We start from the raw sequence: 22,360 nt of genomic DNA, 5'->3' as shown, positions 1-22,360 counted from the left end.
AAGAATGCCCTTCTACTTCGCAAGCGAGGAAAAAGAAGGAAGAAGGATTTGACCGCATGGGAAAGGTGAAATTCAGAAAGTGCTGACCCTTTTTGCGGTTGATCTAAGCTGATTTGTAACCGTTTTTGCGATCGCCAATCCCAGCGAACAATGGCATAGTTAAGTTGATTTCAGCTTCTTTTTGCGATCGCCAATCACAGCGAACAATCACCTAGTTAAGTTGATTTCAGCTTGCATACTTATTGTTGTAGCGGATAAAATTAAAGCATACCCGAAAAAATACATACTCTGTTATTCGCATATTCTCAGCAAAATCAACCTGATTTTACTGAAATCTTTACCATCGCTCCAATTGTACCCAGCAAAAGAGTCGATCGCCCAACTCCGATTCAGTTATTCGCAGATCCCCGAAATCCGGCAGGCCCGGGTTGACTGGCCCCTCGCCGCACTGAGATAAACTACCGGCGGCGGCTCATCAATTACAGCTTGAAGATTGTTTGTCATAAATTTACTAATCTCCATATCTAAAGTAGCTGTAAAATCAGGTTCATCCCAATCCTCGCTTTCTTCAATGCTGATTGTTGTTGGTAGCCCTATATCAACATCTAGCTCATCGCCCAAATCCGAAACTTTCTTAATTGGATCTATTTTCTGACTGGTATCAGCGGCAAAAGCTTGAGTTGTATTGGCCATTAGTAGGATCGGCAGTGCTACTATGGCACTTATTGTTTGTCGCGCCGTGATTTTCCTCATGGTATCCTCCTGATATAAACCAAACTTTGGTGCTGCTATACATCCAACATCCGCCGCTACTTTAGAGCGCTGTGAGTCGATTTTAGATTTTAGATTTTAGATTTACTCCACAGATGAATCTGAGAGCTTGAACGAGGGTCTAAAATTGTGGGCTACTTACCACTCCTGCCGTTCGCAAGTATCCGTTTTTGAGCAGAGTCATTAATGAATAGCGACTTCTTTTTCCACAGGATATAACCTTATCTGACTCTTCGCGGCAAGTTTGCTTAACGGAGCATATCCGGTCAACTGTTTGCCTTTCTATTTACTACGTGAAAACTCTTAAACAGTCAGGTTTTCCCGTTAAGTAATTCCCCAGCCTTTGCGAATGTTCATCTCAGACTCAAAGCAAAGTGGGTGAGAAGTTCGATCGCACATCAGTTTTCGCACTCCCGCGCTGCCACCAGCAAGCTGATGTGACATACCACAGCCACCGGATATCTGTCAATATTTATATCTTAACATTTCTAAGTTTTTTCATAATTCTCGTTACCAGGAAGAGCCTGGTAACGCAGCTCGGCGAGGCACAGCCTCCAGCCAAGTCGAGAGGGCTCCTATTTCGTCAAGCCGTGTTCGAGAGCGAAGCGAACCAACTCAGTACGGCTGTTAGTACCCGTCTTGCTAAACAAACGGCTGACGTACTTTTCCACATTACGCACGCTAGTTTCCAAGCGGCGGGCAATTTCCTTATTCATCAAACCTTGAGCAACCAAATCCAAAACACTTTGTTCTCGCGGAGTCAAATCAATTTTAATCGGCGAAGGACTTTGGGCGATCGAACTCCGCCCGCTCAGCAAAGACTCAATTCTCGCCATTTGGCTTGTCAAAGCCGCAATATCTGGACTTTCAGCATTTTCGCTCGTCTCCTTAGCAGCCGCGCGGCGGGCCAGCAAATTGGTTACTATTGCTACTAATTCGTCGGGATCGAAGGGTTTAGAAAGATAAGCATCGCAGCCTGCTTGATAGCCTTGAATGCGATCGCTCGTCATCCCCTTAGCCGTCAAAAACACCACCGGCAAAGCCTTATAGCGAGGATCTTCCCGCACTTGCTTGAGAAACTGATAACCGTCCACCTGGGGCATCATAATGTCTGAAATCACCAAATCCGGATTAGTCTGCTGCAAGAGTTCCCACCCATCCCGAGCATTACTGGCCACCTCAACCGCGAAATCGCTATCTTCCAAATAAGCTTGTACTGCTTCCCGCAAGCCCGGTTCATCATCTACCAATAATAATCGTGCTGACATAGTTGTTACCCTTACGCTTTACCACTATTTTTTAATTTAGCCGCATTTAAGTCTTGTTGTCACTCCATCCATCGAAGGAACTAAAAAAATTGTTTTTCAACTCAAGAGTTTTGAGTTAGGTTTTGATCTAACGATTAAAAACTGATTAAATCTTTAATTCAAAACTCAAAACTCAAAACTCAAAATTATTCTTGAACCCTTCCACTTAAACTTTTGAACGATCTGTCAAAATTTCATAACCAGTTTCTGTCACCAACACAGTATGCTCAAACTGAGCAGACATAGCATTGTCAACCGTTACAGCAGTCCACTTGTCAGAAAGCGTCCGAGTGTACTTAGAACCGGCATTCAGAATTGGTTCGATCGCCAATGTCATGCCCGCTCGCAATTTCACGTTCGGCATTTCCCGCGTGCGGAAATTGAAAACCGAGGGTTCCTCGTGCAAATTTCGCCCGACACCGTGGCCGGTAAACTCCTCAACGACGCTAAAACCGTTGCTTTTGACATGATCTTCGATCGCACCAGCCAGATCGAGCAAATAAGCTCCAGCCTTCACTTGTTCGATGCCTTTGTAGAGAGCTTCTTCTGCGACTCGGATTAATTTTGCCGATTCGGGAGTCACTTCCACAACTGCGATCGTAATGCAAGAATCGCCGTGAAAACCTTGATAATATGCCCCAGTATCTACCTTGAGAACATCTCCTGCCCGAATTACTTTTTTGGCGCTGGGGATGCCGTGAACAACTTCGTTATTAATGCTAGAGCAAATCGATCCCGTGAAACCGTGATAGCCTTTAAAACTGGGAGTGGCACCCATTTCGCGGATGCGTTTTTCGGCATAAGCATCCAAATCAGCAGTAGTCATTCCCGGTTTTACCATTAGGGAAATTTCTTTGAGTACCGTTGCAACGATTTTCCCTGCCTGTCGCATAATTTCGATTTCGCGTTCCGACTTAATTTCAATGCCTCGACGCTGTTTTTTGACTTGGGGTGCTGGAGTTGGACCAGAAAGCAGACTGCTAAAAATATTCATGTATTGATTGGCGGGTAATTTTGTACTTTGACGGCAGGTAGAAGCAAAAAAACGGCAAATATCCAGTTTTTTGTGGAAAAACGAGTGTCTTGTTCCGAACTGTCGATCGCTTGTCCTTTAAGCTAGCTTAATATTTTTCTCACTAATCGGCACGGGATTGGGGGGTCAACAAAGCGGTTGAAACCGCCGAGTCCGTCTGCTCGGGATTTCCGAGCCTTCCTGTGAGGTTAGCAATTGCGGCAATTAACTTAGTTAGCTCAACTGGTTTAGATAAGTGCGTCTGGAAACCAGCTTCCAGCGCTTGCTGCCGCTCTTCCTCTCGGGCGTAGGCTGTCAGGGCGATCGCAGGCATCTTTCCACCCCTGAGCCTTTCCATTTCTCTCACCCGGGCGATCAACTCATAACCGTCTGCTTCCGGCATTCCAATGTCGCTCAGCAGCAGATCCGGCCAATAACTCTCCAGTGCATCTAGAGCCCCGGCCACCGATGCCGCCGATCGCACCATAGCTCCTTCGTCCTCGAGTAAAGCAATCAAAAACTCCCGCGTGTCATCGTCATCATCCACCACCAGCAATTGCAAATTAGCCAGAGTGGGGAGAGTCTCTGTCGCCTCATTGAGCTGCGACCAATCATCCTCTGCACCTCGGGTCTTCCTCTGAGCAATAGGTAGAACCACCGTAAATTTCGCACCCTCGCCCGGATTATTTTCTGCATCCACCTTACCGCCGTGCAGTTCCACCAAGTGACGGACGATCGCCAATCCCAGTCCCAAACCCCCGTAAGACCTAGTTGTGCTGCTATCAGCTTGGCGGAAGCGATCGAAAACATAAGGCAAAAAATCAGGAGCGATACCAATGCCGCTATCAATTATCTGAATTTGAGCCTCATCTCCAACTGACTCTAACCGCACTTCTACTTTACCCTCTTGCGGAGTAAACTTAATCGCATTTGACAGCAAATTCCACACAATTTGCTGCAAGCGATCGAAATCGCCGGTCACTTCACCTACATTTGGACTGCACGTTAATTCTAGGACTATTGATTTTTCCTCAGCCAGCGGTTGCAATGAATCTATTGCCAACTTAATCGCAGATTCCAACCGAATCGGATGCATATTTAAATTTATTTTTCCCCGCAGAATCCGCGAAACATCTAAAATATCTTCGATGAGTTGAGCTTGAGATTTAGCATTGCGCTCAATTGTTTCTAGGGCTTTATCAATAGTTTCTTGGTCAAATGTTTTGCTGCGAAGCAGCCTAGACCAGCCGAGAATTGCATTTAAAGGAGTACGGAGTTCGTGAGAGAGAATAGCTAGAAATTCATCCTTCATCTGGTTAGCTCTCTCCGCTTCTTGCCGCGCCACTTGTTCGCGGATTAGTCTGCCGCGTTCTTCCTCTGCTTGCTTGCGGTCTGTGACATCTCTAACCGTGCCCACGTGACCGATCAGTGTTCCAAAATCCGAAAACATGGGCGACGACTGCACGTGAATCCACCGCACAGTTTCGCTACCAGCTAATCGAAACTCGTTAGAATATTCCTGGCTTTCTTTAATCCAAGCTAACCAATCTGCTACTACGCGATCGCGATCTTCTGGATGAACTTCCCGCTGCCAAACCTCTGCCAAACTTTCCTCCAAAGTTAACCCGCAAATCGCTTGACAACGCGGGTTGATGTAAGTACAGCGGCCTTCAACGTCAGCTAAGTAAATTCCCAGTGGTGAACAAGCACACAAAGTGCGAAACCGCTCTTCACTTTTCTTTAGTTCACTATTAACCGCAGCTAACTGTGTTGCTTGCTGCTTCACCTCGACTGTTTTTTGGAACAATTCCACAAATACCTGCACCTTCGAGGTCAATATTTCCGGTTCTAAGGGTTTGAAGAGGTAATCCACCGCGCCCAGAGAATAACCTTTAAACACGTGGGTGTCATTACTGCTGAATGCTGTGATAAAAATAATCGGAGTCGCTCGCGATCGATCTCTAGAGCGAATCAATGTAGCTGTCTCAAATCCATCCATTCCCGGCATCTGCACATCAAGCAAAATTACCGCAAAATCTTCATTAAGCAGACATCTCAGAGCCTCCGCGCCCGAATTAGCTTGTACTAGATGATAAGACGGGCTGTTGAGAATAGCTTCTAGAGCTATCAAATTTTCTGGGCGATCGTCAACTAAAAGGACATTTACTCGATGGGGGGGCTGCAGAGTCATAATTTTTTTAATCTTTAATTCTTAGCAAATTGACTAAACAGGGAGCGATTTTAGAGAGGGGTAAAATCCAGTCTACTTCAACATTTGCGATCGCCGACGCTGGCATGGCCGGGCATAGAGCTGAAGCCGGTTCCTCCACAAATGTCAATCCTCCCTCAGCTTTAATTTTTGCCAGCCCTTTAGTGCCATCCGAATTAGCTCCCGTTAAAATTATGCCGATAACTTTCTCCCCAAAGGCATCCGCAGCAGACTCAAACAGCACATCGATTGAGGGCCGCGCGTAGCAGACAGGAGCCTCAGTTGATAGTGCAAATTTAGGAGTTCCGCGATTGGGGATTGGGGATTTTGAATTGTGGATTGGCTCCACTGCCACGCTCCCCCCTTCTGTAAAGTCGTTTTCATACAGGCTAAACTCCTCGTCAGAGGGCGATTCTATTAGCAAGTGATAGTCAGCAGGAGCCAAGTAAACCCGTCCAGGTACGATCTCCTCTTTGTCTTGCGCCTCTGTGATTTGGAGAGAGCTTTGCTTTTGTAAAAAATAAGTCAGCCTATTCTGAGAACTCTTATGGCGGTGTTGGACAATAACTACAGGCAAAGGAAAGCTTTGTGGCAAATTTGCCAGCAGCACAGTCAGAGCCTCTAGCCCTCCCAAAGACGTGCCAACAACCACTATTTCAAAATTTTTTTTATTTAACTCTTCGGTAGATTTTCTCACTACTTTCAATTGGTTCATAGTATTTTTCATAAGGTGTAAAAGTCAGAGACTCCTGATGTCCTAGTCCCAAAACTCCAAACATTGTTAGGCTCTCATAAAAAAGCTTGTGTACCCGCTCTTGGAGGTGTGAGTTAAAATAAATCATCACATTACGGCATAAAATAACATTAAACTCATTAAAAGAATTATCCGTTGCTAGGTTGTGGTGAGCAAAGACAATATTATCTTTAAGTGAAGAGCGAAAAATCGCATTTTCATAGGCAGCAGTGTAATACTCAGAAAACGCTTTCTTGCCCCCCGCTTGGTGGTAGAGTTGCGTATATTCTTTCATTTGTTTCAGCGGGTATATCCCTGTTTTGGCTGTTTTCAAAACTAATTCATTCATGTCCGTAGCGTAAATCCGACAACGGTCATAAAGTCCTTCTTCTTGCAGCAAGATTGCCATAGAATAGACTTCTTCTCCCGTTGAACATCCAGCGTGCCAAATCCGAATAAAAGGATAAGTACGCAGTAGCGGCACCACTTTATTTCTGAAACTAATGTAAAAGCTGGGATCGCGAAACATCGCCGTTACATTGACAGAAATGTCCAGCAGTAAACGGTCTAGGTAAGCAGGATTGTGAAGTACCTTTTCCTGAAGTGCCGAGACAGTGGTGAGCCGTTCCGAGCGAATAGTGTTCCAAATACGGCGCTTGAGAGAGGCAAGAGCATAATTGCGAAAATCAAATCCGTAATAGCGAAACATTCCCTCTAGTAGGAGTTGAATTTCGATTGTTTCAAGTTCATGGCTTTCGGGCATTTTTAATTACTAATTGGTTAGGGGGCATTGTTGACTGTTGACTGTTGACTGTTGACTGTTGACTGTTGACTGTTGACTGCTGACTGTTGACTGTTGACTGCTGACTGTTGACTGTTGACAACTAATAACTAACAACTGCCAACAGTCAACTGCCAACTGACAACTGACTTCCATTAGCGATAAAGCCAGACACGCAGCAGCGAGAGCAACTGTTCCGTATCAACAGGTTTGGTAATGTAGTCAGACGCACCAGCTTCGATACATTTTTCCCGATCGCCCTTCATAGCTTTCGCAGTAAGAGCAATCATTGGCAACGAAGCAAATTGAGGCATATTACGAATTGCTTCCATTGTTTCGTAACCGTCCATCTCTGGCATCATCACGTCCATCAACACAATATTTATGTCAGGCGTATTTTGCAATTTAGCAATGCCCTCTCTCCCATTCTCAGCATACTCAATCTTCATTTTATGGCGCTCCAGCATACTCGTGAGGGCGAAAATATTCCGCATATCGTCGTCAACAATCAAGACTGTTTTGCCCGCGAGCGTCGAATCTGTTTGATACAATTGCTCTAGCATTTGGCGCTTTGGTTCCGGCAAATTTGCTTGGACTCGGTGCAAAAACAAAGCTGTTTCATCTAACAAACGTTCCGGCGATCGCACATCTTTAACAATGATTGTTTCCGCCATGCGCTTGAGTTGAGTTTCTTCGGATCTTGTCAAGTCTTTGCCCGTATAAATAATAATCGGCAGACTTTTCAAATTAGCCTCTTGCTTGATCTGATCGATAAGTTCAAAACCAGTCATATCTGGTAGTCCCAAATCGAGTACAACGCAGTCAAAATGCCCCGATTTCAAAATTGCTAGCGCCTCTGCACCACTCCCCACAGCCGTTGTAGAAACATCGTGATTGCCGATTAAATCCACAATGCTCAGACGCTGTGTTTCGTCGTCTTCCACGACTAGCAAACTCTTCACTGGCCGCTCGACAAAACCCTTAATATCAGTCAAAGCTTTGCTCAAGGCTTCGCGACTGACAGGCTTTTGTAAGTACGCGATCGCCCCTAACTGCAAACTGCGCTGCCGCCCTTCTTCAACTGATACAATGTGAACCGGAATGTGGCGCGTAGTTGGGTCGTGCTTCAAGCGATCGAGCACTGTCCAGCCATCCATCACAGGCAAATTTAGATCCAGCATAATCGCAGTTGGCTTGAACTCTCGCGCCATCGCCAAACCGATATCGCTCCGCAAAGCCACCAAACCTTTAAAACCCTGTTCCTGCGCCATATCCAACAGAATTCGAGCGAAGTTTACATCATCTTCAATAATCAAAAGCACGCGATCGTCACTCTCAATATTTTCTCGATCATCAGAGATTAAAGGTGAGGGGTAAGGCGCGATCGGCAAGTGGAAATTCGGCAAAGGAAGTGCGGGAGAAGTAGCAGAGGGTAATTGAGGCGTTTGCTTGCCCGTTCCCGAGCCCGTATCAGTGATTATTATTCGCGATTCTTGGTAAGTTTGTGGCAGATAAAGCGTGAACCTACTACCCTCACCAGGGCTACTTGTCAATTTAATTTCTCCGCCTAACAAATTAGCGATTTCTCTACTAATTGACAAACCCAAACCCGTGCCCCCGTATTTGCGGCTAGTGCTACCATCTGCTTGTTGGAAAGCCTCAAAAATAACCCTGTGTTTTTCAGCAGAAATCCCAATCCCGGTATCGCTAACTGAGAAAGCCAAAACAGTAGGGGAACTCCTTAAACTTTCTATCTCTAAACTCCACCCTTCCCGCGCTACTTCGGCACGCAATTTCACCTCACCTCGCTCTGTAAACTTAAACGCATTAGAGAGGAGATTCTTCAAAACTTGTTGCAGCCGTTTAGCATCAGTATAGAGACCTTTTGGCAACCCAGCCTCAAGCTCTATTTTAAAACTCAACTTCTTATCCTGGGCGATTTGGCGGAAAGTCCGATCCAAATGATCTCGCAAGTCCGTAAACAACACTTGCTCAATTTCCACCGACATCGTGCCTGATTCAATCTTAGCGAGATCCAAGATGTCATTAATCAGCCCCAGCAAATCATTTCCCGCCGAGTAAATTGTGCGCGTGTATTCAACTTGCTTCTGAGTCAAATTGCCTTCAGTATTGTCAGAAAGCAATCGAGCCAGAATCAACAGCGAATTTAGCGGAGTTCGCAACTCGTGAGACATATTTGCCAGAAACTCCGACTTATACTTAGAAGTTAGAGCCAACTGTTCGGCTCTTTCTTCCAACAACCCCCTCGCCTGTTCGATATCTCGGTTTTTCCGCTCAACTTCCTTATTTTGCAGCGCTAGCAATTCAGCTTGTTCTTCTAGTTCTTCATTCGTTTGTTGCAACTCTTCCTGCTGACTCTTCAACAGTTCCTCAGATGCGCGGAGTGACTGCGCTTGTTGTTCGAGGCGCTTGTTAGTTTCCGTTAGTTCTTTTTGCTGAGTTTGTAACTCTTCTGCCAAAGACTGTGACTGTTTCAGCAACTCTTCCGTCCGCATACTCGCCGCAATTGTATTTAAGACAATGGCGATACTTTCTGTAAGTTGGTCGAGGAATGTCAAGTGTATTTCGCTGAAGCGGCGGAACGAAGCTAACTCGATTACTGCCGTCACTTGTCCCTCAAATAATACGGGTAAAACCACCACATTCAGCGGCGTAGATTCTCCCAGTCCAGAGCAAATTTTAACGTAGTTTTCGGGCACTTCTGTCAACAGTATGCGTTCCTTTTCCAGGGCGCACTGTCCTACCAAACCTTCGCCTAAATTAAATCTATTTCCCAGATGCTTCCGTTCGCGGTATGCGTAGGTACTTAACAGTTTGAGAAACGGATCGTGTTCGACAGCTTCCATCATAAAGAAGACGCCATGCTGAGCAGACACCAGCGGCGTCAATTCTGAGAGAATTAGTTTAGAAACAGTTTCTAAATCCCGCTGACCTTGTAGCATTCGAGTGAACTTAGCAAGGTTTGTTTTCAGCCAATCTTGCTCAGTATTTTTCTGCGTAGTCTCCCGGAGATTGGCGATCATCTGGTTAATGTTGTCCTTAACGATCGCAACTTCTCCTTCAGTGGCGACGGAAATTGACCTCGTTAAATCGCCTCTGGTAACAGCAATTGCCACTTCGGCGATCGCCCGCAACTGAGTAGTCAAATTCGCCGCCAATTCATTCACATTATCCGTCAAATCTCGCCACGTCCCCGCCGCGCCCGGAACCTTGGCCTGGCCGCCCAATTTCCCTTCAATTCCCACCTCCCGCGCCACGGTAGTAACTTGATCGGCAAACGTCGCCAGCGTATCAATCATCTCGTTAATCGTATCTGCCAGAGTCGCAATTTCTCCCTTAGCTTCCAGCATTAATTTGCGCTTCAAATCGCCATTCGCCACCGCCGTCACAACCTTAGCAATACCCCGCACTTGCGCTGTCAAATTCCCCGCCATCGAGTTTACGTTATCGGTTAAATCTTTCCAAGTTCCCGCAACTCCTTTCACCTCAGCTTGACCGCCCAATTTACCCTCGGTTCCTACCTCCCGCGCCACCCGCGTCACCTCAGAAGCGAAGGAATTAAGCTGATCCACCATCACGTTAATAGTGTCTTTCAACTCCAGAATTTCGCCTTTGACATCCACGGTGATTTTCTTAGACAAATCGCCATTTGCCACCGCTTTCGTCACTTCCGCAATGTTCCGCACCTGCGCGGTCAAATTCCCCGCCATCAAGTTTACGTTGTCGGTTAAATCTTTCCAAGTTCCCCCTACACCCCGCACGTAAGCTTGCACGCCTAATTTACCTTCCGTTCCCACTTCTCTCGCCACCCGGGTTACTTCTGATGCGAAGGAACTCAACTGATCCACCATGATGTTAATCGTGTTTTTCAGTTCGAGAATTTCACCTTTTACATCTACTGTAATTTTCTTCGACAAGTCCCCATTTGCCACCGCCGTTGTCACTTCGGCAATGTTACGCACTTGTGCTGTTAAATTCCCCGCCATCGAGTTAACTGAATCCGTTAAATCTTTCCAGGTTCCCGCAACTCCTTTAACTTCAGCTTGCACGCCTAATTTCCCTTCGGTTCCCACTTCCCTAGCAACCCTGGTTACTTCCGACGCAAAGGAATTTAATTGATCCACCATCGTGTTGACGGTGTTCTTCAGTTCAAGAATTTCACCTTTAACATCTACAGTAATTTTCTTCGACAAGTCGCCATTTGCCACAGCAGTCGTAACAGCCGCAATATTCCGTACTTGCTCTGTCAAACTACCCGCCATAAAATTAACTGAATCCGTTAAATCCTTCCAAGTTCCTGCTACGCCTCGGACATCCGCTTGACCGCCGAGTTTACCTTCGGAACCCACTTCTCTCGCCACCCGCGTTACTTCAGATGCGAAGGAATTAAGCTGATCCACCATCACGTTAATGGTGTTTTTCAGTTCTAAAATTTCTCCTTTAACCTGTACCGTAATTTTTTTAGATAAGTCACCGTTAGCAACAGCCGTCGTCACCTCAGCAATGTTGCGGACTTGTGCTGTTAAATTTCCGGCCATTGAGTTAACTGAATCCGTTAAATCTTTCCAGGTTCCTGCTACTTCCTGCACTTCAGCTTGTACGCCTAATTTTCCTTCATTTCCCACTTCCCTAGCAACCCTGGTTACTTCAGATGCGAAGGAATTTAATTGGTCAACCATCGTGTTGACGGTATTTTTGAGTTCGAGAATTTCCCCTTTAACATCTACGGTAATTTTCTTAGATAAATCGCCCTTTGCCACAGCGGTTGTCACTTCAGCGATGTTCCGCACTTGTGCTGTCAAACTGCCTGCCATGAAGTTAACGCTATCCGTTAAATCCTTCCAAGTTCCGGCAACTCCTTTAACTTCTGCTTGACCGCCGAGTTTGCCTTCGGAACCTACTTCTCTCGCCACCCGCGTTACTTCAGATGCGAAGGAATTTAACTGATCCACCATGATGTTAATAGTGTTTTTTAACTCCAGAATTTCACCTTTAACATCTACAGTAATTTTTTTAGATAAGTCACCATTTGCCACAGCAGTCGTCACGTCGGCAATGTTCCGTACTTGTGCGGTAAGATTGCCGGCCATCGAGTTAACTGAATCCGTTAAATCTTTCCATGTTCCTGCTACTCCTCGGACTTCAGCTTGCACGCCTAATTTCCCTTCGGTTCCCACTTCTCTCGCCACCCGGGTTACTTCTGATGCGAAGGAACTCAACTGATCCACCATGATGTTAATCGTGTTTTTCAGTTCGAGAATTTCACCTTTTACATCTACTGTAATTTTCTTCGACAAGTCGCCATTTGCCACCGCCGTTGTCACTTCGGCAATGTTACGCACTTGTGCTGTTAAATTCCCCGCCATCGAGTTAACTGAATCCGTTAAATCTTTCCAAGTTCCAGCAACTCCTTTAACTTCTGCTTGCACCCCTAATTTCCCTTCGGTTCCCACTTCCCTAGCCACCCGCGTTACTTCCGACGCAAAGGAGCTCAATTGGTCTACCATTGTGTTGACAATTTGCGCTGTTTGGAGGAATTCTCCTTTGAGGGGTCTGTCTTCTATTTCTAAGGCGATAGTTTGCGATAAATCTCCTTTTGCTACGGCCCGAATTACTCTGGCGGTTTCAGAGGTTGGTTGCACTAAATCTGTAATTAGGGTATTGACAGAGTTTACGCTAGCTGCCCATGACCCCTCGGCGCTGCCAATGGTGGCCCGCTGGGCGATTTTGCCTTCTTTACCGACAACTGTGCCGATCCGCTCGAGTTCGGCCGCCATTCTCTCATTGAGATCGATAATGTCGTTAAGTTCGTCAGCAATTTTCCCCGCTAGACCGGTCTGGTCTATGGGCATCCGAACTGAAAAGTCCCCTTTTTTGACTGCCACTAAGGTTCTAAGTAACTGTTTGGCATAATTATTGGAAGTGGGGCTGGTTATCTGTGCAGTTGACATGAGCGTTACCTTTGACGAGTTTGAAGGGGAAGGGGGGAATATTTTTGAGATTATTGATATTATCCAACTAAAGCAGTGTCTGATTGCTTCTGTCGAAAGATGGATGACAAATTGCTGTTGATCAGCTATTTTGTTATTGGTTATTTTATACTGGTTCGCAGGCTCTTCTTGGTAACCAGTTGATTGTCGGGTGTCAGGAACAAGCCCGAAAGCCTGTTCCACCCTGTTCTACAAAGAGTGAATTTTATTGTAGGGCGGGCAGGATGCCCGCCCTACAGATTACCAACTGCGATTATTTCCAATTTTGCCACGAACTATTGAAAATAGAAGTACCCGGAAAGGCGATCGGATTGGCATTTTGTTGCAACCGCAACTGCAACACTTCCAAATTCGGCTCGCGGGATGGCAATTCGTCCACTAATTCATAAGGTAGAATCCCTTTTTCCAAGGAAAAAGCAGCCGTAACTCCCGCCGCCACACCGGCAGACCATTCAAAAGAATGCACTCGATAAGCAGCCGCCGCTGTGTGGCTAACAGCAATACTTTTACCCGCCACTAACATATTGTCAATTTTCTGAGGAATCATTGCCCGCAGCGGAATTTGGAAGGGATAAGCTTGTCCTTGAGCTTTGCGAGTGCCTTCGCGTTCGGTATTTCCCGGTGCTTCCGGCGGACTGTTGGTCATGCAGGGGTGAAAGTCGATCGCATAATGACCGATACCCACAGAATCAGGATAAATCGTAGCGCGCGATCGCGATTTTGTATCCTCAACAGATTGACTTCCCACAGCCAAAGCCGGCGCATTCAAACCACCCACAGCCAACCACAAATTGCGATACTCTTCCTCCGACAAATTCTGGCGGTAAAAATCAGCCGTAAAGTCAGTGCGAGACATATCAACTTCCCACACCATAAAACCTTGAGGCTGATTGAAACTCGGCCGCCCAATAATGCGCCGGCCCTCCCGCATATAAGGATATTTAGAAAGTCCGTGTACCGTCCCCATCGGCGAATCCAACCCGCTCAAAAAACGATTGTTTGGATTAGGCTTTTTGACTCCCTCTCCTAGCTGCGAGTCAGTAGTTCCTGTTACCAGCCAGTAGAAAAATCCTTTGGCATTTTCCTCTCCCTTTCGCAAAGTTTCCGTTCGCAAACCGCCCATCCATCCCCCCGGTTGCAGTTGACCTGCTGCTTCCAACTGCTCGCGAGAATAAATTAAATTATCCTGGGCAGAACCGGGACGATAGTCATTGCCCCAAGTCCAGTTTTGCATCGAAATATCCCCGGGATAAATCGGGAATTGCTTCGGGTCTGAAGGTCGCTTTTCATCCGGTCTCATGCTCCTGATTTGGCGGTAGGTGAAAACTAAGGGAAAGCTCGCCAATCTCTGCAATTCGTAGCTGTAGTAAGGAGCGTATTGTTGATAAAAAGACGGCACTTGATGCTGCTGCGGTTCCTTCGTTGCTTGCATCGCAAAGGTGTAGGTAAAACCTTGAGTGCAGTAAGCGTCGCCGGTTGGGCTGGGGGAGGAAGGTTCGAGAGGAGAACGCGGGTCAATTCCGAGGCGGTAGGGAACATCCGCAAGTCCGATCAATTCCCCTGTTTCAGTGGCATCTACAACGTACCAATCAGCACCCCCTTGTAAAGGGGGGGAACTGGTGGAATTCCCCCCTCTTCTGGGGTTAGGGGGGTTCTGAGATGCTTTAGGAATAAACCGAATAATAGTTTTATTAAAGCGCGCCGAATTTTCGTAGCGATAGGCATCTTCGATAGTTTGAGAAAGAGTTTCGGTGTTTAGTGGTGGCGTGTTGGCGGCGGGTTTGTGTTGAATGGCGATCGCACTTTTAATTTGTTGGCCCCCAACCGCATTGCCGGCCACAGCAGGAGTAATTGCTAGTTCTTTAATAACCGTATTGGGAAACCATTTCAGCGTGCCTTTGCCTTTTCTAGCGGCATCCTGCAAGATGTTAAATAGAATTTTGTGACCGTCGTAGGGCATGAAACACGAATAGCTAACCCAACAGCCTCCGGGATTTAGCCGGCCGTAATGTTGCTCGATCCGCCCCCGCAATTCGAGGTAGCCACGGGGGTAAAATAAGAGCGATCGCTGAGTCTCTCTTTCATCGAGTGCGGAAGTTCCCTGGGAGGAAATTTGACCGCCTACCCAGTCAGTAATTTCAGTAAGGCAAACTGTGCGCCCCGCCAGCAAACCTTCGTAAGCGGTAGCAGCGCCTGCGAGCCCGCCGCCTGCTACTAGAATGTCGCAAGTTTCAGCAGTGTCGGGATTGCGGGGAGGTGCGGCAAATACTGGCGAAATGCTCCCTATCGCGGAAATGATGCCGAGGGTGAGGCTAAGGATCGATCGACCTTTGAGCAAAAATAGATACTGTCGAAGTTTCATCGGAGATTGTGGAATTAATTTTGACATAGCGCCAAAAACACTCATGCCATCTAAATGTTTATTTTGCAGTATACTGGTATTTCGCGGTGTTGTCAGGGAAAACTTTTTTAGAGAAGAGGCATTAATACCAGCAACAACTATTGAACAGTCGGCTCTACCTTATGCTCAAAATCGTCAAAATTTTTAGGTCATTGATTCCTTTTGAGAGTTTAACAATTACCACCAGTTTAACTTTTTCGGAGGTTTTACGCAGGTTGGACGAAGTTGTTACTCCTCCCAAAGTTGTTAGAATAATTATACCCTTTGGGCCGCCACCTGCGAAACCCTATGAAGGAACGATTTCTGGCAAAACCTTCACAATCAATCGCATCATGATCGGTCGAAATTTATTGTTCCCAATTATACAAGGAGAAATACATACTCAACAGTTCGGTTGTTCCATCAAAATTAGGATGAGTTTACATAAAATAGTTATAGGAATTTTGATTCTTTGGCTGTGGACGACTGGCAGTATTGGAATGTTTGCTTTATTTGCTTGGTTAGTCGAGCCCTCCGTGGGAGCAATATTTTTACCCATTTTAGGAATGTTTATTTTTGGCTGGCTTTTGTGCTTGATTCCTTTTAAAAGAGAAGCAAAAGCAGCTACAAAGTTTTTGTCTATTCTCTTAACCTAAAGTAATTTGTAACAGCAATATTTTAGCTGTTTTATTAAAAACAATTTAGGTTCATCGGTCGTCAGCGGCGGTAAAAAAACTCCAAATTTATGCGTCAAAACCAACTCAAACAAAAAATTAAACAAGGGGAAACCGTCCTCGGTTTATTTATGAACTGCGCTTATCCCGCATTCATGGAAATATGCGGTCACGCTGGATTCGATTTCGCCGTTATCGATATGGAACACGGCCCCCTGAACCCGCTTGCTGCTGAAGATTTGTGTCGCGCCGCCGACTGCACTGGAATTGCACCGATTATTCGCGTCCGCAAAAACGACGGGCCGCAAATTCAACGAGCTCTCGACATCGGCAGTGCAGGCGTTCAAATACCTCAAATAGAAAGCAAAATCGATGCCGAAACCGCTGTCAAAAGCGCTAAATACAGTCCTCTGGGAACGCGAGGCCTTTCCTTCGCTACGCGGGCGGGACTTTACACCGCCGCAGGTACAAATATCACCGACAAACTCAACGAAGAATCCTTAGTTGTGATTCATGTCGAAGGCAAAGGCGGCATCGACAACCTGGCAGAAATTGTTACTGTGCCAGAGGTGGACGTGATTTTTCTAGGGCCTTACGATCTGTCACAGTCGATCGGCATTCCCGGCCAAGTCCGCGATCCCCGAGTCATCGACATGATGCAGGAGGCAGTGCAAACCATCCGCAAAGCAGGCAAAGCTGCGGGTACTTTTGCGGATAACCCCGAAATCGCCCAGGAGTGGATGGATGCTGGCGTTCAGTACGTCACACTTGGGGTCGATGTTGCCGTTTTCCTGCGCGCCTGTCAGTCGCTGGTGAAAGCGGTCAATCGATTTTAGATTTTAGATTTTGGATTTTGGATTAAAAAAAGAACAAGCCCCCGGATTCATCTTGCAAGCTTTACGATATCTTTGCAATTTTTGTAGTGTCTTTTACGACACATACAAAAAACCTGCGCTAGAGTAGAAGCATACACCTCCTCAAGGCTAAATTAGAGAGGGGAGCAAGGCTTCATGGAGAAAAATCTATGAAAACGGTATTAGAATCCATTCATTTGGATTATGCTTTCATGTTTACTTTCAAAAAAGTAAACTCGATTAAGCTAGAAGGTTTCAAGGATTTTTTTGACGATATGCCTGTCGATCCGTATGTGAAAGGTAAGTATCGTTCTAGAAGATTGTCGCGGTTTACAGTCAACGGAGATGAGTTAGTTAAGTTACCTCACGGCTATTTGTTTCAAAGCAAAACATACAATCCGCTAGTGGGTGATATCAGGCGGGAATTTGCCGAATTGGACGATCGGCTAATTGCCCTCGATAATTTCAAACAGATGATTTTTGCTTTTTTCGATTCCTGCAAAATTCACCCGGAAGCTGAAATCGGCATCCATCAAATCAGGACGACTTGTTCGCCGCACAATTTCGGCAACCCCGCACCGGAAGGGATTCACCAAGACGGTACTGACTTTATCGGGATTTTCTCGGTTGACAGAACTAATATTGTAGGCGGGGAAACGCATTTGTACTTGGCTAAAAAAGAGAAGCCTGTTTTTAATAAAGTTCTGCAGCCAGGGGAATTGCTGTTAGTTAACGACCACGAGTTTTTCCACTTTACTACGCCGATTAAACCGGAATCTGAAGGGGTGGGAACCAGGGATGTCTTTGTGCTGACTTCTCCGAGTTTGCTTTGCGATTGAGGATACAGTCTTGGACGCATAACCTAATTAAGTAGGGTGCGTACTCCGCACCTTACTTCGATTACCGATTACTGCATCTCACAGAGCACCTTTTGGTTTCGCCCCCACCCATCTCGATCGTGGTTAATGCTTGGGAAAATCGATTCCTGAAATGGATATTCCTTCCATCTTCTGCACATATCGTCCTTGAGCAGCTACACATTCTGCCATTTTTTTAGCTTGTATGGGTTGACTCCTTGGATCGGGCGAGATACCTCTATACTCCCATGTACCGCGAATGTCGCCAGAGAATGCTTTTCCATTGTTTTTTAATACTAGCTCTGTGCCAGTTGCATCAATATAGAATTTCCCATTTTCCAAAGACACGCTGCTAATTGTGATAGATTCGACTCCTTTGTAGGGATTTGCAGGGCCATCGACGATCTTGATGCAGATTCTATTGTTTTGATGTGCAATCTCTCTACGGGAGTTATTGAACATTGTTCCTTGAGCGTAGTAAGCTCCTGTGGGGAGAATTGTAGAGCCCTGTTGATTACTTTGAGCAGAGGACAATGATGAGATTGACAGAAGGATAGAACTAACAATTAGTGTTTCGATCGCCAAAAATTTCATTTGCAACAAAACTCCATTAAAATTAATTTTTCAGATTCTACACGATCGCAGGTGCTCTATAAACTTCTTTAGAGTTCTTGCAAAAGTCAAATTTACCCCCCGCCAGTCCCCCCATATCTGGCTATAGATCTAGTAACTATAACAAGCCGTACAAATCTCCTGTGAAGACCAAGGGCGAGATCCCTTCACTCTGTTTTGCCGGATTTTGCAGGAAACTGTGGAGCGAGATCACTCCTGACCGGAATGTTTAGCCGTCTTATTTTTAAGAAATGTTAATAAAAAATAAATTTTCTTTTTAAACTTAAGTTTTTCTTAAATTTTCGGATATTATTATGTATTAGAGGATACATCTACTTAATTAATTAACAGTTCCTAAAAAAATAATAGAGTATTAATACTGGCAAGAGGCTGTAAGAATGATTAACTTACCGGGCTACGACATTACCAACCAAATTCATGAAAGTAATAATTCTTTAGTTTACCGAGGACTGAGAAAGCAAGACAACCAACCGGTAATTCTCAAATTTATCAAGCAAGATTATCCGATGCCAGCTTCGTTAGTCAGATACAAGCAGGAATACGAAATTACACGCAATTTTAACCTAGAAAGTGTCCCTAAAACCTACAGCTTAGAAAGATATCAAAACAGTTTAGTTATTATTTTCGAGGATTGTGGTGGAAAATCATTAAAGCTGTGGTTGGTCGATCACAAACTTACCTTAGAAGAGTTTTTGGCAACCGCTATTAAAATAACCAGGGCGTTAGGCGACATTCATCAACATAACATTATTCATAAAGATATCAACCCGAGCAATATTATTATTAACTCGACAACAGGGCTAGTCCAAATCATAGATTTTGGCATCTCTACTGTTTTAACTCGTGAGAATCCTACCCTAAAAAATCCTAATGTTTTAGAAGGCACTCTCAGCTATATATCGCCGGAACAAACAGGCAGAATGAACCGAGCGATCGACTACCGCACGGATTTTTACTCATTAGGAGTTACTTTTTACGAACTGCTAACGGGGCAACTGCCATGCGATTACAACGATGCAATGGAATTAGTCCACTGTCATATGGCTAAACAAGCAGTGCCGCCCCATGAAATTAATCCAAAAATTCCTAAAGTGGTTTCGGATATTGTAGTAAAACTGTTAGAAAAAACTGCTGAAAAAAGATACCAAAGTGCTTGGGGAATTCTCGCAGATTTAGAAGAATGTCTGGAACAACTACAGGCTAAAGGAACGATTGTAGATTTTGCGATCGCCCAAAAAGATATGAGTGATAAGTTTCAAATACTTCAAAAACTCTATGGGAGAGAACGAGAAATTGAAACCTTATTATCAGCCTTCCAGCGCGTCAGCAATGGCACAACAGAAATTATGTTAGTGTCGGGTTACTCTGGCATTGGCAAATCAGCCTTAGTGCAAGAAGTTTATAAACCGATTACTAAGGCAAGCGGTTATTTTATTGCCGGAAAATTCGACCAATTTCAACGCAATATTCCTTACTCAGCTATTGTTAAAGCTTTTGGGTCCTTAGTCAAGCAACTCTTAACTGAAAGCGAAACGCAACTCAGCACTTGGAAAGAAAAACTTTTAGCAGCGTTTGGTGATAACGGCCAAATCATTATAGATGTCATTCCCGACGTAGAACTCATTGTTGGCAAGCAGCCACCCGTCCAAGAGTTAGGCGCTACGGAAGCGCAAAATCGTTTTAATTTAGTATTTCAAAAATTTATCCGGGTGTTTTGTTCAGTCGAGCATCCCTTAGTCATTTTTCTAGACGATTTGCAATGGGCTGACTCCGCTACTTTGAAACTGCTGCAAGTAATGATGGCAGATGAGGAAACAAAATACTTATTTCTAATGGGTGCTTATCGAGATAACGAAGTGAGCCAGACGCATCCTCTGATAATGACTCTGGAGGCGCTGCAAAAGCAAGAAGCGACTATTAACCAAATTACTTTAACTCCCTTAGATATCGAACATATTACTAACCTGATAGCTGATACTGTGCGTAGGGATAGAGGCTCAGTTCTCCCCCTAACTGAGTTAGTCGTCGGTAAAACTCAAGGCAATCCTTTTTTTGTCAATCAGTTTCTCATAACTCTCTATGAAGAAAACCTCCTGAATTTTAATTCTCACAAAAAAAACTGGGATTGGAATATTTCAGAAATTGAAGCCGTAGGGATTACCGATAACGTCGTTGAATTGATGGTCGGTAAATTGAGAAAAATGCCAGATGCAACTCAGCAGGTTTTACGGTTAGCCGCTTGTGTGGGCAATAGTTTTGACTTAAATACTCTCTCGATAGTCAACGAAAAATCTACCGCCGAAACTTTTCAAGAGCTATTGCCAGCCATCCAAGATGGATTAATTTTAGCAACTTCTGAATTAGGCACGACAGAAGAAGAAATTCTTCAGTCTCATCTCATCATTACTACTTATAAGTTTTTGCACGATCGCGTGCAACAAGCAGCTTATGCTCTGATTGAAGAAAGTTCTAAAAAAATAGTTCACTTGCAAATTGGTCGCTTGCTGTGGCAAAATACCTCGACAGAGACGCGAACGGAAGAAATATTTGCGCTCGTCGATCATCTCAATCTAGGAATTGAACTGGTTAGCGACGAATCCGAACGCACTGAAATTGCTAAACTAAATTTAATTGCCGGTCAAAAAGCCAAAGCAGCTACAGCCCATGAGTCGGCGATTAAATATTTGCAAGTAGGTTTAAGACTGTTAGGAGAAGATAGTTGGAACAGTCAGTATGAACTGACATTAGCCCTGCATCAGGAAGCAGCAGAGGCAGTTTTTTTGGGCGGTGATTTTGAAGGAATGCAGAGATTTGTGGAGATAGTACAAAACTGCGCCAAAACGCTGCTGGACAAAGTGAAAGTGTATGAAGTCCAGATGCAAGCTTACATGGGGCAGAACAGGCTGCTAGAAGCTGTTAGTACGGGGTTACAAGTTTTAAAGCTATTAGGGGTGGAGTTTCCCTCTCAGCCGAACCTGTCAGATATTGGTCAGGCACTAGGGGAAACTGCGGCAATTTTGAAGGGCTTGGAAATTGAGGATTTAGCTAACCTGCCTCAAATGACCGATGCCTATAAACTAGCAGCCATGAGAGTTTTATCAAGTATCTTTTCTCCTGCATACCTTGCTGCTCCTACACTGGTACCCTTGACGGTGTGCAAACAAATAAATTTATCCGTCCAATATGGTAATGCTTCCGTTTCTCCGTTTGCTTATGGCAATTATGGTCTTCTTCTTTGTGCCATTGTGGGAGATATTGATTCAGGTTATCAGTTTGGTCAATTGGCTTTAACTCTAGTGTCAAAGTTAAATGCTCAAGAAATCAAAGCCAAGACAGTCTTCATTGTAAATACACTCATCCGACATTGGAAAGAGCATCTGAGAGAAACCTTAGAGCCTTTGGTGTCAGGTTACTCTAGCGGAATGGAGACAGGAGATTTAGAATATGCAGGCTATAGTCTACTACAGCATTCGTGTTTCGCTTACTATAGCGGCAAAGAACTAACTGTGCTTGACAGAGAGATACCAATCAACAGAGATGCTATTGAGAAAATCAAGCAAGCAACAGCGCTTAATTATATAGAAATTTTTTGGCAGGCTATATTAAATCTGCTGGGAAGAACCGAAAATCCTTGCATTCTAAAGGGTGAAGCCTGCGATGAGGATCTGAAGTTGCCATTGTACCAGCAAGCAAACGACAAAGCGGGAGTTGCCTACCTATATTTAAACAAAACTTTACTTGGTTATTGGTTTGAAAATTACTTTGAAGCAACTGAGAATATTGCTATAGCAGAGAAGCATTTAGAGGCATTAGTAGGATTGCCCGTTGTTCCTATCTTCCATTTTTACGATTCTTTAGTACGGTTAGCGGTGTATGCCAATAGCCAAGAATCTGAACAACAGAAAATTCTCGGTCGCGTACAAGCTAATCAAGAAAAAATGCAGAAATGGGCGCATCATGCCCCGATGAATTATTTGCACAAGTTCTATTTAGTAGAGGCAGAAAGGCATCGTGTTTTAGGCGAAAAAATAGAAGCGCTCGAAATGTACGACAAAGCGATAGCCCTTGCCAAAGAAAACGAGTACATCAACGAAGAAGCACTCGCTCACGAACTTGCTGCCAAATTTTACTTGTCATG

13 protein-coding genes are annotated in these 22,360 nt (G+C 44.9%); 4 read left to right on the top strand and 9 right to left on the bottom strand.

Going from position 1 to position 22,360, the window contains the following annotated elements; all coding sequences use genetic code 11:
* Nucleotides 1-393: 393 nt before the first annotated feature.
* From QUA62_RS19605 to QUA62_RS19570, 8 genes are all read right to left on the bottom strand, one after another.
* Nucleotides 394-693 carry a hypothetical protein gene (locus QUA62_RS19605; protein WP_333406122.1) on the bottom strand — a complete coding sequence of 100 codons (300 nt, stop codon included), beginning with the start codon at nt 691-693 and terminating at the stop codon, nt 394-396.
* Between the two features lie 653 nt (nt 694-1,346).
* Complete coding sequence (locus QUA62_RS19600; protein ID WP_190663224.1) at nt 1,347-2,039, bottom strand: response regulator transcription factor; 693 nt, start codon at nt 2,037-2,039, stop codon at nt 1,347-1,349.
* Nucleotides 2,040-2,244: 205 nt separating this feature from the next.
* Nucleotides 2,245-3,072 carry a type I methionyl aminopeptidase gene (gene map / locus QUA62_RS19595; RefSeq protein WP_333281336.1) on the bottom strand — a complete coding sequence of 276 codons (828 nt, stop codon included), beginning with the start codon at nt 3,070-3,072 and terminating at the stop codon, nt 2,245-2,247.
* 142 nt (nt 3,073-3,214) lie between these two features.
* Nucleotides 3,215-5,281: a response regulator gene (locus QUA62_RS19590; RefSeq protein ID WP_333406120.1), complete on the bottom strand. Its 2,067-nt coding sequence runs from the start codon at nt 5,279-5,281 to the stop codon at nt 3,215-3,217.
* Nucleotides 5,282-5,288: 7 nt separating this feature from the next.
* Nucleotides 5,289-6,014, bottom strand: a complete 726-nt coding sequence (locus QUA62_RS19585) for a chemotaxis protein CheB (RefSeq protein ID WP_333281330.1) — start codon at nt 6,012-6,014, stop codon at nt 5,289-5,291.
* A complete protein-coding gene (locus QUA62_RS19580; protein ID WP_333406118.1) occupies nt 5,968-6,795 on the bottom strand; it encodes a protein-glutamate O-methyltransferase CheR in 828 nt (275 codons plus the stop codon). The genes QUA62_RS19585 and QUA62_RS19580 overlap by 47 nt, the downstream gene beginning before the upstream one ends.
* Before the next feature lie 173 nt (nt 6,796-6,968).
* A complete protein-coding gene (locus QUA62_RS19575) occupies nt 6,969-12,785 on the bottom strand; it encodes a HAMP domain-containing protein (RefSeq protein ID WP_333406116.1) in 5,817 nt (1,938 codons plus the stop codon).
* Between the two features lie 292 nt (nt 12,786-13,077).
* Nucleotides 13,078-15,213, bottom strand: a complete 2,136-nt coding sequence (locus tag QUA62_RS19570) for an FAD-dependent oxidoreductase (RefSeq protein WP_445301692.1) — start codon at nt 15,211-15,213, stop codon at nt 13,078-13,080.
* A 134-nt stretch (nt 15,214-15,347) separates the two neighbouring features.
* On the opposite strand from QUA62_RS19570, the gene QUA62_RS19565 reads away from it, so the two are divergent.
* The 3 genes from QUA62_RS19565 to QUA62_RS19555 all read left to right on the top strand — a co-directional run bounded on the left by QUA62_RS19565 (nt 15,348) and on the right by QUA62_RS19555 (nt 17,571).
* Nucleotides 15,348-15,860, top strand: a complete 513-nt coding sequence (locus QUA62_RS19565) for a hypothetical protein (protein WP_333281316.1) — start codon at nt 15,348-15,350, stop codon at nt 15,858-15,860.
* An 89-nt stretch (nt 15,861-15,949) separates the two neighbouring features.
* Complete coding sequence (locus QUA62_RS19560; RefSeq protein ID WP_333406114.1) at nt 15,950-16,714, top strand: aldolase/citrate lyase family protein; 765 nt, start codon at nt 15,950-15,952, stop codon at nt 16,712-16,714.
* 188 nt (nt 16,715-16,902) lie between these two features.
* Nucleotides 16,903-17,571: a 2OG-Fe dioxygenase family protein gene (locus QUA62_RS19555; RefSeq protein ID WP_333406112.1), complete on the top strand. Its 669-nt coding sequence runs from the start codon at nt 16,903-16,905 to the stop codon at nt 17,569-17,571.
* 123 nt (nt 17,572-17,694) lie between these two features.
* On the opposite strand, the gene QUA62_RS19550 is transcribed toward QUA62_RS19555, so the two are convergent.
* Entirely contained in the window at nt 17,695-18,183 is a 489-nt protein-coding gene (locus tag QUA62_RS19550) for a hypothetical protein (RefSeq protein WP_333281313.1), read from the bottom strand.
* 416 nt (nt 18,184-18,599) lie between these two features.
* Here QUA62_RS19550 and QUA62_RS19545 point away from each other — a divergent pair.
* Nucleotides 18,600-22,360, top strand: a 3,761-nt coding sequence (locus QUA62_RS19545; protein ID WP_333406110.1) for a serine/threonine-protein kinase PknK, incomplete at its 3' end; no start/stop codon positions are given.

Source organism: Microcoleus sp. MON1_C1, assembly GCF_036701945.1.
GTDB lineage: Bacteria > Cyanobacteriota > Cyanobacteriia > Cyanobacteriales > Microcoleaceae > Microcoleus.
This window is presented reverse-complemented; position numbering and strand designations above follow the sequence as displayed.